The organism is Myxococcus sp. CA023 (genome assembly GCF_010998615.1).
Taxonomy (GTDB): Bacteria; Myxococcota; Myxococcia; order Myxococcales; family Myxococcaceae; genus Myxococcus.
Window position 1 is genome coordinate 1 of sequence record NZ_JAAEAH010000021.1, and the last position, 14,788, is coordinate 14,788.

At 68.3% G+C, this 14,788-nt stretch carries 9 protein-coding genes; 6 read left to right on the forward strand and 3 right to left on the reverse strand.

All coding sequences use genetic code 11. The features are described 5' to 3' along the window. The first annotated feature begins 58 nt into the window (after positions 1-58). The 5 genes from F8M74_RS11435 (at position 59) to F8M74_RS11455 (ending at position 6,464) form a co-directional block, all read left to right on the forward strand. A complete protein-coding gene (locus F8M74_RS11435) occupies positions 59-1,870 on the forward strand; it encodes an N-acetylmuramoyl-L-alanine amidase (protein ID WP_141259051.1) in 1,812 nt (603 codons plus the stop codon). 457 nt (positions 1,871-2,327) lie between these two features. Continuing rightward, positions 2,328-2,867 (forward strand): fruiting body spore coat protein U, encoded by a 540-nt coding sequence (gene pru, locus F8M74_RS11440; protein WP_153881038.1) that lies wholly within the window; start codon positions 2,328-2,330, stop codon positions 2,865-2,867. 16 nt (positions 2,868-2,883) lie between these two features. Beyond that, the gene (locus tag F8M74_RS11445) at positions 2,884-3,651 is read left to right on the forward strand and encodes a molecular chaperone (protein ID WP_141259049.1); all 768 of its coding nucleotides are present in this window, start codon (positions 2,884-2,886) and stop codon (positions 3,649-3,651) included. A 10-nt stretch (positions 3,652-3,661) separates the two neighbouring features. Then, a complete protein-coding gene (locus F8M74_RS11450; protein ID WP_141279648.1) occupies positions 3,662-6,016 on the forward strand; it encodes a fimbria/pilus outer membrane usher protein in 2,355 nt (784 codons plus the stop codon). Then, positions 6,000-6,464, forward strand: a complete 465-nt coding sequence (locus F8M74_RS11455) for a spore coat U domain-containing protein (RefSeq protein WP_216620009.1) — start codon at positions 6,000-6,002, stop codon at positions 6,462-6,464. Before F8M74_RS11450 ends, F8M74_RS11455 begins: the two co-directional genes overlap by 17 nt. A 16-nt stretch (positions 6,465-6,480) precedes the next feature. Here the strand turns inward: F8M74_RS11455 and F8M74_RS11460 are convergent, their stop codons facing one another. From F8M74_RS11460 to F8M74_RS11470, 3 genes are all read right to left on the reverse strand, one after another. Further along, positions 6,481-9,984, reverse strand: coding sequence for a pyruvate carboxylase (locus tag F8M74_RS11460; RefSeq protein ID WP_141256380.1), 3,504 nt, complete (start codon positions 9,982-9,984; stop codon positions 6,481-6,483). A gap of 96 nt (positions 9,985-10,080) precedes the next feature. After that, on the reverse strand, positions 10,081-11,346 hold the full coding sequence (locus F8M74_RS11465) for an MFS transporter (RefSeq protein WP_141256379.1): 1,266 nt from the start codon (positions 11,344-11,346) through the stop codon (positions 10,081-10,083). 765 nt (positions 11,347-12,111) lie between these two features. Continuing rightward, positions 12,112-13,218 carry an isopenicillin N synthase family oxygenase gene (locus tag F8M74_RS11470; protein ID WP_171410255.1) on the reverse strand — a complete coding sequence of 369 codons (1,107 nt, stop codon included), beginning with the start codon at positions 13,216-13,218 and terminating at the stop codon, positions 12,112-12,114. Positions 13,219-13,413: 195 nt separating this feature from the next. Between F8M74_RS11470 and F8M74_RS11475 the strand changes: the two genes are divergently transcribed. Then, a complete protein-coding gene (locus F8M74_RS11475; RefSeq protein WP_141256377.1) occupies positions 13,414-14,694 on the forward strand; it encodes a dicarboxylate/amino acid:cation symporter in 1,281 nt (426 codons plus the stop codon). The last annotated feature ends 94 nt before the right edge of the window (positions 14,695-14,788 follow it).

The window sequence follows — 14,788 nt, forward strand, 5'->3', positions numbered from 1 at the left end:
GGGGGGGGTGGGGCTGTGTGACACACGCCTGTAGCTCGCGTCCACCCGGAGGAACCCCATGCACTCGCGCCTCGTCATCGTGCTGCCCGTGCTGCTGCTGCTCGTCCCGAGCGCGGTGGGGGCCGCCAAGCGAGACGAGGCCGAGGAGGCCTATCAGGGTGCTCGCAAGGTCTACTACGCGCTGAAGGACGACGCGGCCCGGCGCAAGCTGCGCCATCACTGGCTGAACGTGGTGGCGCGCTTCGAGTCCGTGGCCGCGCGCTTCCCGAAGTCGGACCGCGCGCCGGATGCCCTGTTCACGGCGGCGGAGATGCTCCAGGAGCTGAGCCGCATCTCCTTCGTGGAAGACGACCTCAAGGCCTCCATCACCGACTACACCAAGCTGCTGGAGGGCTACCCGAAGCACCGGCTGTCGGATGACGGTGCGCTGGCGCTCGCGAAGATTCACGTCCACCGGCTGGACCAGCCGGAGTCCGCGCGCAAGGTCCTGACGGAGACGCTGGCCGTCAACGGCAAGGGTGACCGGGCTCGGGAGATGCGGGAGCTGCTGGCCTCGCTGCCGTCGCCCAAGGCCCCGCCGCCGCCCCCGCGCAAGGCCGCGCCTGTCGTGGCGAAGAGTGATTCCTCCGCGTCGGGCAAGACGAGCACCGCTGGCAAGGCGGTCGCCGTGGCCGACTCCGGCAAGAGCTCCGCGTCGAGCAAGGCCGTCGCTTCGACGGATACGTCCGCGTCCGGGAAGAGCGATTCGTCCGCCGCGAACGACACGTCCTCGGCTGGGAAGGGCTCCGCCCCGGGCGATAGCTCCAGCGCGGGCACCAGCGACACGGCCAAGGCCGTTGCCTCGACCGACACGTCCAAGGACGCGCAGCCGGGGCCGGGCGTGGAGGCGTCGGGGCCCGCTGAGCGGCCTTCGTCCAACCTGGTGGCCGCCATCGAGAAGATGGCGCGCGAGCCGTCCCCCAGGATTCCCCAGAAGGAGCCGAGCGCGCCCGTGAAGGCGGACACGCGCGAAGGCAGCCTGGACGCGGCCGTCGCCGCCGCCATGGCCTCGAAGCCCGCTGCCGCGGAGCCCCCGCGCCCCATCACCCGTCCGGTGGACGACAAGGTGGCGCAGGCCCGGCTGAAGGCCGTGGCCAAGCAGTCGCGCAGCATGGAGCTGACGCTGGCGGAGCAGCTCGGCCTGAAGGTGCGGCGCGTGGTCATCGACCCCGGCCACGGCGGTCACGACACGGGCGCCATCGGCAAGGGGGGGACGCGCGAGAAGGACGTGGCGCTGTCCATCTCCCTCAAGCTGGCGGAGGAGCTGCGCGAGAAGGGCCTGGAGGTGGTGCTCACCCGCGACGATGACCGGTTCATCCGCCTGGAGGACCGCGCCAAGTACGCCAACGCCGAGCACGGTGACCTGTTCATCTCCGTCCACTGCAACGCCGCGGAGAAGCGCACGCTGCGTGGCATCGAGACGTACACGCTCAACACCTCGGCGGACCGCTACTCCATCCGCCTGGCCGCGCGGGAGAACGCGTCCTCGGAAAAGGGCATCAGCGATCTCCAGTTCATCCTGGCCGACCTGGCCACCAAGGCGAACACCGAGGAGTCGACGCGGCTCGCCACCCAGGTGCAGCGCAGCCTCGTGGGGGGCCTCTCCCGCAAGTACAAGGGCATCCGTGACCTGGGCCACAAGGAAGCGCTCTTCTATGTGTTGTTGGGCGTGAAGATGCCGGCCATCCTGGTGGAGACTTCGTTCCTCTCAAATCCAGACGAAGAGGCACGTCTCAAGTCCAGTGTCTACCAGACCGAGGTCGCCAAGGCGATTGCCCATGGCGTGGAGGAGTTCCTCGGAGACCGCCGCCGCGTGGCGAAGGTGGACTGAGCGCGTCCGGCGCTTCGCCAGAAGTGGGTAGCAAGGACGGACGTGCTGGGCGGTTCAGTTCCGTTCGGCTGAGGAACGCGCGTGTCACCGGGTACACGCCGCAGGCCACCGTCGCGATTCTCGTCCCAGGGGTGGGGAGAATCTTGCCCAGCGTGGGCAACGCGCTTCCGCCCGCTGGGCACATTCCGTCACACGATGCCACATGCCAAGGACCTGGCGCGGGCCGCGAAGCCTGACCGTCCCTCCCTGAAGGGCTCCCTCCAGGGACATGTGTGCGTTTCGCTGTAAAAGCAAACAAGAGACTATTTCCACGTCTTGCCTGGAAGCGAACGCGAGGCATTGGTGCGACATGCGCTGAAGGGAGGGGTACGCCGGACCGCTCAGCGGTCGGCGAGCGGGTTGCAATGCCCTGACGCAGCCGGAATCAACCGGCCGCTCGATGGAGCACGCAACTCAAATGAACGCAATCAAGACTGCCGTTGCCGCTGTCACCGCCGCCGCGTCTCTCGTCGCCTTCTCGCCCGCTGAGGCCGCCACCGCCACCGCCAACCTGAACGTCACCGCCAACGTCGGTGGCTCCTGCGCCATTGGCTCCGGCGGCGGCGGCGGCACGCTGAACTTCGGCACGTACGATCCCATCATCGTCAACTCCGCGCTGGGCATCGACCTGTTCGGCACGGGCACGCTGAGCGTGCAGTGCACCCTGCTCGGCACCGCGGTCATCACCCTGGGCCAGGGCCTGCACCCGTCCGCGGGCTCGACGGACGCGGCCCCGCTGCGCCGGATGCGCAACGCGGCGTCGGCTGACTACCTCGCGTACAGCCTGAACCAGGACGTCACCCGCCTCATCGTGTGGGGTAACTCCGCTGGCACGGGCCTTCCGTTCCTCGGCACGGGCCTGCCCGTCCCCGTGCTGGTCTACGGCACGGTTCCGCGCGGCCAGAACGTTCCCTCCGGCACGTACAACGACACCGTCGTCGCCACCATCACCTTCTGATTCGGGGCGATAACACATGCGTAACCGTCTTCTGTCTTGGACCGGCGGCCTGATGTGTTCGGCTGCCTTGGAATGGATTGCCATGGGGACCGCGAGCGCGGCTGAGCTCGATGTCAGTCCGGTCCGGCTTGAACTGGATTCAGGCTCCCGTGGCGTGGTGATGAACGTGAGGAACAAGAGCAGCGAAACCACACGCTTCCAAGCCTCTGTCTATTCCTGGGTTCAGGACGAAGAAGGGCGCATGTCGCTCGCGCCGACTCAGGATTTGTTCTTCTTCCCGTCCATGTTGATGTTGGAGCCCGGGGAGTCCCGCCCCATCCGGGTGGGGAGCTCCTCGGCTCCACAGGATACCGAACGCTCCTTCCGAATCGTGGTGGAGGAGCTTCCCCCGTTGCAACCGTCCACCCAGCCAACTGGGTTGAATGTCCTCACTCGAGTCTCAGTGCCTGTCTTTGTCGCACCGAAGAAAAAGACTGTTCAAGGCCAGATCGCGGAAGCCGTGCTGCGCGAATCGAAGTTCCACGTCCGGGTGCAGAACCCGGGCACGGTGAACTTCTTCATCCGGAACCTGCGGGTCCGGGGGCTCGACGCCAAGGGCAAGCGGCTGGTCGAGAAAGAGGAGCCCGGCTGGTACGTCCTGGCCGGCGACGCGCAGGTGTATTCCATGGAAATCGCTGGCAAGGCCTGCCGCAAGGTCCGCACGGTGGAAGTGGAGATGGAGACCGACCAGGGCGTGCTCCGTCAAACCTCCCCCGTGGATTCTCCCGCTCCCTGCGCTCGCTGACTGACGCACCATGGCCCCCACTCGACTGACAGTTACCCGTGCGCCCTCATGCACGGTGCTGGCGTTGTCCTTGTCGTTGGGGGCCATGCCGGCGGCCGCGCAAGGTCCCGTGGCCGCCAGTCCGTCCGCGCCGCCGATGCCCATCGTCGCGGACTTCACGCTGAACGGCGTCCCCCGAGGCGCCACCTTCCCCATGCTGCGCGGCAGCGACGTGCTGCTCCCCGCGGCCACGCTCGAGGCCCATGGCGTGGACCTGGTGGCGCTTGGGGGCCGCCTGGAAGTCATCGAAGGAAAGACATACATCTCCGCGCGGTCCCTGGAGCCCGAAGGGCGCTGCACCCTGAACGAGCGGACCGTCAGCCTGTCGTGCGAGCTGCCCGCGTCCGTCTTCGGACAGACGCGCATCAACCTCGGGCCGCAGGCGCCGTCGGACTACTCCGTCCGCGGCAGCCCCAGCGGCTTCATCAACTACGCGGCCCACGCCCGCAACACCTCGCTGACCTTCTTTGGAGAGGCCGGAGCGTCGGTGGGGCGGGGCCTGTTGACGACGCAGGCGCGATGGCGGCCCGGCTCCGTGCCCCTGCGTGGGCTCACGCAGTTGTCGTTGGACTTCCCCAAGCACATGGTGCGCGCGATCGCCGGTGAGTCCACGGGATTTGGCGGCGTGCTCGGCGGCGGAGCGGTGGTGGCCGGCTTCCACCTCATGCGCACCTTCGAGCTGAATCCATACTTCGTGCGCAACCCGATGCAGGACTTCGCGGGCGACGTCGCCACGCCGTCTACGTTGGAGGTCTACGTCAACAACCACCTGGTGAAGCGCACCGAGCTCCCGCCCGGGCCCTTCCGGCTGGAGAACCTCACGGTGCCCCGGGGCGAGGGCAACACGCGCTACGTCATCCGGGACGCCTTCGGCCGGGCAAGCGAGGTGAACACGTCGTACTACCTCAGCGGGCAGCAGCTCTCACCGGGCGTGGTCGACTACCGGCTCTCAGCGGGCGTCGAGCGGGAGTCCGTCAATCTCTACAACTTCGACTTCGGCCGGCCCCTGCTCCTGGGCAACTTCCGCATGGGCCTCACCTCGTGGCTGACGCCGGGCGTGCGGCTGGAGCTGGCGCCCAACGTCGTCAGCACCGGCGCCATGCAGCTCATCCAGTTGCCCTTCGGCGAATTGGAGCTGTCACAGGCCATCAGCCGCAGCGAGCAGCGAACGGGGCTGGCGGCGGGCATCGTGTACGCGCTCCAGCGCCGTTGGGTGGGTGGCTCCGTCTTCGGACGGGGCATGAACGCGTCCTACACACACACCAGCCTCAAGCTGGATGACGACCACCCCACCGTGGAGACGGGCGGCTCGCTGTTCCTGGCGCTGGGGGAGAGTGTCAGCGTGGGCGGGCAGGCAATGCTGTCACGCTACCAGCGGGACGGGTGGACGACGTGGCTGGGCGCCACCACCTCCGCGCGGCTGACCGACTGGTCGACGTTGTCCTTCTCCGCCAACCGCAGCAATTCCGAGCGAGGCGGCTCCGCCATCGAAGGGATGGTGTACCTGAACGCCATCTTCGATTCCCGCACCACGGGCACGGTGGGACACTCCCAGGCGCTGCGCGGGGAAGGCACCACGTCGGTGGACATCGCCCGCTCGGTGCCCATGGAGGGGGGCCTGGGCTACCAGGTGCAGGGCCGGGTGGGGGCGGTGGACCAGGCCATGGCGCGCGCCGACTTCGACTCCAACAAGGGCCGCGTCAGCGCGGGCGCGGAGTGGTTCGGAGGACGGATGGCGGGCATGGCCGAGGTCGCCGGCGGCCTGGTGCTGATTGGCGGACGCGTGCATCCCACGCGCGCGGTGGACCAGGGCTACGCGCTGGTTCGCGTGAAGGGCGTGGAAGGCGTGGGCGTGCGGCTCAACAACCACGAAATCGGGCGCACGGACTCCAGCGGCGAGCTGGTGGTGACGCGGCTCCAGGCCTACAACGCCAACCGGCTCTCGCTGGCGGACCATCAGGTGCCGCTGGACGTCTACATCCCCTCCACGGAGCAGGTGGTGGCCACGTACCAGCGAGGCGGCGTGGTGCTGGACTTCAAGACGCAGACGATCCGCGCCTACCGGGGCAAGGTGACCATCGACTCGGCGGAGGACACGCGCTGGCTGTCCTACGGCGAGCTTCGCGTCGAGAAGGACGGAGAGAAGTGGAGTTCACCCATCGGGTGGAATGGTGAGTTCGAACTGGTGGGCCTGCCCGAAGGGCGGCTGCCGGCGACGGTCGTCTACCCCAAGGGCCGTTGCGCAACCTCGCTGGACGTCCCGTCCCTCGAGGGCAAGGTCATCGACCTGGGAACCGTGAGGTGTGTCCATGACGAGGCGAAATAGGGCGGCGGCGTTCGCGGTGGCTGGCGTATGCGGGCTGCTGCCAGGACTGGCGGGTGCCGTCTGCCAGATACGCAGCACGATGGGGGTGAGCTTCGGCACCTACCTCACCACCGACCTGCTGCCCCGGGACTCCGCCGGGAGCATCACCTACCGGTGTGAAGGGCAGATCACCCCGATCACCATCGACTTCAGCGCCGGTGGCTCCGGCAACCCCCTGGCGCGCAGCATGGCGGGGCCGGACGCTCAGCGCTTGCAGTACAACCTCTACGTGGACGCGACGCGCCTCATCGTCTGGGGTAACGGCACGTCGGGCACGGGGCGCTATGGGCCCGTCGTCCCCTTGTTCGGCGTGGAGGTGACGGTGCCCATCTTCGGGCGCATCCCGGCCGGGCAGGCCATCCCCGCGGGGGCCTACGCGGACACCGTGGTGATGACGGTGACCTTCTGAGGGGCCGGGCCCTCCCTCACTGGAGCACCGCCAGCAGGTCTCCGCCCTGGACGGAGGCCTTGAGCGCGGGGACGACCTCCGCCACGGTGCCGGCGCGCGGGGCCCGCACCACCGTCTCCATCTTCATCGCCTCGAGGGTGACGAGGGGCGCGCCCGCCTCCACGGCGTCTCCCGACTTGGCATGCAGGGCGATGACGGTGCCCGGCATGCTCGCCGCGACGTGGCTGGGATTGGCGCGATCCGCCTGCCGCCGCGCCTCCACGGTGGCGGCGCGGCTGCGGTCCCTCACGTGCACGGTGCGGGTGTGGCCGTTGAGGGCGAAGTAGACGGCGCGCACGCCCTCTTCATCCGGCTCGCCCACCGCGGACAGGCTGATGACCAGCGTCTTGCCCGGCTCCAGGTCCACCCAGACTTCCTGTCCCACCTCCATGCCGTAGAAGTAGTTCGGGGTGTCGAGGATGGACACGTCCTCGTAGCGCCCCAGGTCTTCCAGGTAGCCGGCCATGACGCGCGGATAGAGCGCGCTGGAGATGGCGTCCACGCGGGTGAGCGCATGTCCTGTCTTCGCGGAGAGCTCCCGTTGGAGCGCGTCCAGGTCCAGCGGCGGCAGGCTGGCGGAGGGTCGTCCCTTCACACGGGGCAAGCCCTTGAGCACGGCGGCGCGCAGGTCCTCCGGGAAGCCGTTGGGCGGCTGGCCCAGCTCGCCCCGGAAGTAGCCCACCACGCTGGTGGGGAAGTCCAGGCGCGGCGCCTGTTCAATCAGCCTCTGGCGCGTGAGCGCGGCCGCCTCCGCCAGCGTGGAGGCGCGCACCGTGAGGTCGTTCTTGAGCAGGAAGATGGCGAAGTCACCGACCATCTTCGATGACGGCGTCACCTTCGGGATGTCGCCCACCAGGACGTTCACGAGCGCGAAGGCGTCCTTCACGTCGTTCCACCGGCCCAGCAGGCCCATCTCCGCCACCTGCGGCCGGAGGTTGGAGTACTGGCCGCCAGGAATCTCGTGGTAGTACACCTCGCTGGTGGTGCTCTTGAGGCCGGCCTCGAAGGGGGCGTAGTACTCGCGCACGTCCTCCCAGTAGTTGGCCAGCGGCTGCAGGCGCGCGTTGGCCAGGCCCGTCTCACGGGGGTGACCGCGCAGGGCGCTGACCAGCGCGTTGAGGCTGGGCTGGCTCGTCAGGCCCGCCATGCTGCCCAGCGCCACGTCCACCACGTGCACGCCCTGCTCAATGGCTTCCAGGTAGCTGGCGATGCCATTGCCGGACGTGTCGTGCATGTGCAGGTGGATGGGCAGCCGCGTCACCTCACGCAGCCGCCGCACCAGCATGGCCGCCGCGCGCGGGCGCAAGAGGCCCGCCATGTCCTTGATGCAGAGGAAGTGCGCGCCGGAGTCTTCAATCCGCTTCGCGAGGTCCGCGTAGTAGTCCAGCGTGTACTTCGTGCGCTTGGGGTTGGCGACGTCGCCCGTGTAACAGATGGCCACCTCCGCCACCTTGCCCGTCGTCAGCACGCGGCGGATGGAGACCTCCATGCTGCCCAGATCATTGAGGCTGTCGAAGATGCGGAACACGTCCACGCCCGCCTCGGCCGCCTCGTCGATGAAGGCCTCCACCACGTTGTCCGGGTAGCTGGTGTAGCCCACGGCATTGGCCCCGCGCAGGAGCATCTGCTGGAGCAGGTTGGGCGCGGCGGCCTTGAGCGCGCGCAGGCGGGCCCACGGGTCCTCGTTGAGGAAGCGGTAGGTGGTGTCGAAGGTGGCTCCGCCCCAGCTCTCCAGGCTGAACAGATCGGAGGCCAGGTGGGCGGTGGCCGGGGCCACGCGGAGGATGTCCCGCGTGCGCATGCGCGTGGCCAGCAGGGACTGGTGCGCGTCCCGCATGGTGGTGTCCGTCAGCAGCACGCGCTTCTGGGCCAGCACCCAGTCCGCCAGTCCGCGCGGGCCCTTCTCCGCCAGGATGTGCGCGGTGCCCCGAGGCACCGGGCCCGAAGGCGTCACCGGCAGCCGTGGCTCCAGGAACTGCGTGGGCTTGAGCCGCTGGTCCTTCTTGATGGTGGGGTGCCCGTTGACGATGACGTCGCCCAGGTACTGGAGCAGCTTCGTGGCCCTGTCCCTGCGAGGCTCCAACTGGAACAACTCCGGCGTCTCGTCGATGAAGCGCGTGTACGTCTCTCCCTGCTGGAAGGCGGGGTGGGCGAGCACGTTCTCCAGAAAGGGCAGGTTCGTCTTCACGCCGCGGATGCGGAACTCGCGCAGCGCGCGCTGGCCCTTCATCACCGCGCCCTGGAACGTGGGCGCGTAGGCGATAACCTTCACCAGCATGGAGTCGTAGTAGGGGGAGATGACGGCGTTGGTGTAGCCGTTGGAGCCGTCCAGCCGGATGCCGAAGCCCGTGGCCGCGCGCCAGGCGGTGATGACGCCCGCGTCGGGCATGAACTGGTTGGCGGGGTCTTCGGTGGTGACGCGCAGTTGCACCGCGTAGCCCCGGGGCACCACGCCCTCCTGCCGGGAGATGCCCACCTCCGGCGCGTCCAGCCGGTAGCCCTCCGCGATGCGAATCTGGCTCTGCACCAGGTCCACGCCCGTCACCTGCTCGGTGATGGTGTGCTCCACCTGGAGGCGGGCATTGCACTCGATGAAGTAGAAGGTGTCGCCCGCCACCAGGAACTCGGCGGTGCCAGCGCTGGTGTAGCCGGCCTTGCTCGCCAGCCGCACCGCCGCGTCGTAGATGGCCTCCTTCACCGCCGGGGCCAGGTTGGGCGCGGGGGCAATCTCAATGACCTTCTGGTGGCGCCGCTGCACGGAGCAGTCCCGTTCGTGCAGGTGGACGATGTTGCCGTGCAGGTCACCCAGCAGCTGTACCTCGATGTGGCGCACGTGCTCCAGGAAGCGCTCCAGGAACACCGCCGACGAACCGAAGGCGCTCTTCGCCTCCGAACGCGCGGAGGCCAGCGCATCCTCCAGCGCCTTCGCCTCGCGCACCACGCGCATGCCTCGGCCGCCGCCGCCATGGGCCGCCTTCACCAGGATGGGGCCACCATGCTTCGCGAAGAAGGCACGGGCCTGCTCCAGCGCGTGCGCGTCGTCGCCCTCCAGGGTGATGCCGGGAACCACCGGGACGCCGCACGCGTCGGCCAGGTGCTTGGCGGCGACCTTGTCGCCCATGGTGCGAACCACGTCCGAGCGCGGGCCGATGAAGCGGATGCCGCGCCGCTCACAAGCCTCCGCGAAGGCGGCGTTCTCCGACAGGAAGCCGTAGCCGGGGTGGATGGCGTCCACGCCCGCCTTCACGGCCACGTCGAGGATTTCGTCGATGCCCAGGTAGGCTTCCACGGGCCGCTTGCCCCGGCCCACGAGGTACGCCTCGTCGGCCTTGTGGCGGTGCTCGTGGGTGCGGTCCTCGTCGCTGTAGATGGCGACGGTGCGGATGCCCAGCTCGTTGCACGCGCGGAAGACGCGAATGGCAATCTCACCGCGGTTGGCGCAGAGGACCTTCTGGATGGGACGCAGCGACACATGTTCCATGTGCGCGCTGTATGTATCCCGTGGGCCCCGGGGCAACGGCTGCCGGGGCGAACGTCCGATTCAGGGCGCGGCGCCGCGTGGGCGCCGCGCCGTGCGTCAGGTGCTGGACTGCGAGGGCTGGGCGGCGGGCTGCACGCCGTTCGCTGTCTCCTCGTAATCCAGGTCCCGGTGGAACGTCTCTTCCAGCCGGGTGAGGGCCAGCAGCGCCAGGCCGAAGCAGATGCTGCCGACGATGATCGCCGCGGTGGACACCGACATCTCGCCCTTCAGGTAGGCGAAGCCGCTGGCCGCGAGCGCCGCCGAGCCACGCACGAAGTTGGGGACGGTGGTGGCCACGGTGCCGCGGATGTTGGTGCCGAACTGCTCGGCGGCCATGGTCACCAGCACGGCCCAGTAGCCCACGGTGATGCCAATCAGGAAGCTCAGCCCGTACACCATGGTGCTGGTGAGGCCCGGGGTGAGTCCGTAGACGAGCATCAGCACGAAGCCCGCGGTGAGGTTCATCGCCACCGCGCGCTTGCGGCTCTTGAGCCACTGGCTGAAGACGCCCGCCAGCAAGTCACCCAGCGTCAGGCCGATGGAGCCATAGAGGATGGCGTTGCCGGCCGTCACGGTGCCCTGGACGTTGAGGCCGGCCGTCAGCTCGGGCGCGAAGGTGAAGAGGATGCCCGTAGTGAAGTAGATGGGCACGCCGATGAGGATGCAGCAGATGTACTTGAGGAACCGGCCGCCGGTGAGGAGCAGCAGCGGGTTGGCGCGCGCGGGGTCCATCTTCTTGGAGAACAGCTCCGACTCTGACACCTTGAAGCGCGCGAAGAGCAGCGCGATGCCCATGAAGCCGCCGGTGAGGTAGGCCGTCTTCCAGTGCATGTGCTGGCCCAGGAAGGCCGCGGCGACGATGCCGAGCATGCCCAGCGTGGCGACGATGGTGGTCCCCAGGCCGCGCTTCTCCTTGGGCAGGGACTCCGCCACCAGGGTAATGGCCGCGCCCAGCTCACCCGCGAGCCCCACGCCTCCGAGGAAGCGGAGGACGGCGTAGCTGGTGACGTCCCAGGCGAAGGCGTTGGCCAGGTTCGCGAAGGAGTAGAGCAGGATGGAGCCGAACATCACCGACAGGCGTCCGCGCTTGTCGGCGAGCACGCCCCACAGCAGGCCGCCCACCATCATGCCCACCATCTGCGCGTTGTAGATGAGCAGGCCGCTCTGGAGGATGTCGGCCGGGTCGGTGACGCCGATGTCCTTGAGCGATGCGACACGCACCACGCCGAACAGCGTGATGTCGAAGAGGTCGACGAAGTAGCCGAGCCCGGCCACCAGCACGGTCAGGTTGAGGACCGAGCGGAGCTCTCTCAGGAATTTCATACGCCCGATTAACGGACTTTGGCGCGCGAGGAGCAAGCGCCCCGCGCAGGGGCATGCATGACGCGCTGCATGAACCTGAATTCACCTTCAGGCCATGACCTGGGCGAGCGCCTGCTCGATCTGGGACAGGCCGTAGGGCTTGGGCAGGAGGACGGCGCCGTCGAGCGGCCCCTTGTCACCAGTGTCCACGTTGGTGCCGTGGCCTGCCGCGCCAGTTCAGGGCTGCGGACCGGGCCGGGCATCACCACGTCGCTAGCAGGACGCCATTGCCTCTGCCGCTGAGACGGTATCTCTGTCGCACAGGCAATACACTGGGATGGCGGCAACGCACGGCCCCAGCGCGGATGTCCCATGCCTACATGAACGAACCTTCAGGCAGTTTTCGCGGGTTGTAATGCAGGTCGCCCGCCCGCCTGACGCGTTTGCGCGCGGCCAGGCGCCGAAGGGGACGGGCAATGCCTACATGAACACGTTATCAGTGATTTTTCATGAGCCGCTGGCCTGCCTCCTCGCGTGGAAATGCGCCTCATCCAGGAAGGCAATGCCTACATGAAGTTCTTTTCAGTGGTTTTGGGCACCCTCCGGCAGGTGATGCGCGGACGACGAGGGGGCTTCGCCAAAGACAGAGCCTGTCATTACAGATCCGACAAAGGACAGACATGGTGAGGCTGTCTTTGTGTATCTGTGTTTGGTTGTCTGTGATTGATGGCTGTGTTTCACGCGAGGCCCCGGTTGTCTCCGGGGCCTCAAGCGGTACCGCCAGGATTACGCGCCAGCGCGCTGGCGGTTCAGCCGGTCGTAGTGCCGGTAGCCCAGCTTGTCGAGCGCACTCGCGGGCGCAAGGCCGATGTCCACCAGCGTCTTGATGTCATACGTCCCCGCGAGCACGGGCGGCGCGTAGTTCCGGACGGCATCCGCGCTGCGGAACTTCTCCAGCGGGAAGAGCACGGTGTTCGTGTGCACGTGCATGAAGTGCGCGGCGGACTGGCGCTGCCAACCCGGTACGCCCGGGGCGGTGATGACATGCGGCGTGGCGAGGAAGGTGCCACCCGTGAGGATCTCCAACTGCTGGCCCACCTGCGCCACGATGCAACCCGCGGGCGCGGTTCCCCGCACCTTGAGTCCGTTGGGCGCATCGGGCGTCGCGCGGGTGCGGAGGTAGAGGCCGCTCTTGTTGTCGGGGCCGGGCGCGGCGCTGCCGTCCGGGTCCAGGAAACGGCCGCCCGGGAGCAGGGTGAGCAGGTTGAAGTCGGTGTGCTCCTCGCCCCAGACGATGTCCGTGTTCACCTGCGCGTTGGTGAGCGGCAGGTACTGGAGCGCGCGGGTGACGTGGGCGCCCCGGTCGCACAGGTCGGTGAACAGCGTCTCTGGCAGGCCCAGGGCCACCGCGGAGCCACGGAGCAGCTTCAGGCCGGCCTCATGGAGGGAGCGGCCCAGCGTCATGATGCCGTCCTCGAAGTAGGGCGGCGCGTTCTGGGGCCACACGTTCTCCGGGTACAGCTCCGGGAACTCGAGCGCGGACTGCGCGTCGTTGGGGTAGGGCGCGACGAAATAGCACTCCTTGAAGTCCGGCTGGCCATTGCTGGCGACCGCGACCTCGGTGTTCGGAGGCGTCCAGCCGCGCTGGTACCAGATGTCCGCGCGGCCGTAGGGCTTCTTCTCCTCGGCGGGCCGGGCGATGAACGCCGCGAACGCGTCGTAGAACCGGGTCAGCGCCTGGGTGTCGACGCCGTGGTTCTTCAGATACACGAGACCAAAGACGCCAAAGGCCTCGCGGATCGCCGCGGCGGCACGCTCGACGCGAGCGGAGTCATCCGACGCGAGGTCGGCGAGGTCGACAGTGGGGATGTTGAGCGAAGAGGTCTCGGCCATGATGGGCCCAGGTGTACCGCTCCTCGGGAATAAATGGGAGGCCCTGTTGCTCTGTGGCGTCCCGCAGGGGCCGGTCGGACGCGGCAAAACCCGGATCCCCGGCGCGGGCACCCCTGGCGCAAATTCTGCGCTCCCCCCTGCGCGGCTTGGAGCCTGAGGTTATCGTCCGCCGCCCGCTGTCGAGAGGTCTCCCCCGTGAAGAAGCTCGTCTCCGCCTGGTTCCGCATTCCCTTCTGGCAACGTGTCCTGGGGGCGTTCGTGCTCGGGGCCGTGGCCGGGTGGCTCGTGGGAGAGCCAGCGGGGCCCTGGTTCCAGCCGCTGGGCACGCTCTACGTCAACCTCATCAAGATGATCGCCACACCGCTGGTGTTCTTCGCGGTCATCAACGCGGTGGCGGCGCTTCACGGACAGAAGAGCATGGCGGTGCTCGGCGGCAAGACGTTCCTCTGGTTCGCTGTCACCGCCGCGCTGGCGGTGGGGGTGGGCCTGGGCGTCGCCGCGCTGCTCCGCCCCGGGGAGGGCGTGGGCCAGCTCATGGCCACCGAAACCTACAAGCCACGGGACGTGCCCGGCCCCCTCCAGGTGCTGCTGGACGTGGTGCCCACCAACCCGTTCGCGGCGCTCGCGAATGGTAAGATCCTCCAGGTCATCTTCTTCGCCGGCCTGCTGGGCTTCGCGCTGGTGAAGCTCGGCGAGAAGACGGCCCGGCTGCGCGAGCTGGTCCGCGAGGCCAGCGACGCGATGATTCAGGTCACCCGCTTCGTGCTGGAACTCACGCCGCTGGGCACCTTCGGCCTCATCGCCGCGCTGGTGGGCACCTACGGCTTCGAGCGCCTGTTGCCGCTGGGCAAGCTGGTGCTGGCGCTGTACGTGGCGTGCGCGCTGCACATCGTCTTCGTGTACGGCGGCCTCCTGATGACGCACGGGCTCAATCCGCTGCGCTTCTTCAGAGGCGCCGCGCCCGGCATGCAGGTGGCCTTCGTCAGCTCGTCGAGCTTCGCGTCCATGCCGGTGGCCCTGCGCGCCGTGACGAACAACCTGGGCGTCAACAAGGACTACGCGGCCTTCGCCGTGCCGCTGGGGGCCAGCATCAAGATGGATGGGTGCGGTGCCATCTACCCGGCCATCGCGTCGCTCTTCGTCGCGCAGTACTTCAGCCTGGAGCTGTCCGCGTCGCAGTACTTCATCATCCTGCTGGCGTCGGTGCTGGGCAGCTTCGGTACCGCGGGCGTGCCCGGGACGGCGGTGGTCATGGCCACGGTGGTGCTCAGCTCCGCGGGCTTGCCGCTGGAGGGGCTGGGCTACCTGCTCGCCATCGACCGCGTCCTCGACATGATGCGCACGATGACCAACGTCACGGGCCAGATGCTGGTCCCGGTGCTGGTCGCGCGCGAAGAGGGCCTGCTTGATGCCGCCGTCTACAACGGTGCGTCCCCCGCCATCGCGCTGGAAGAGGACGCGGTGAAGGCGGACTGAGCCGCCTCCGGCCAGAGGGCACGCGCGTGTGCGCTCTCCGACGGGCGTCCCTCCCTGGCTTGGAGTAACGGACACGCCGCGAGGTCCGCGCTAC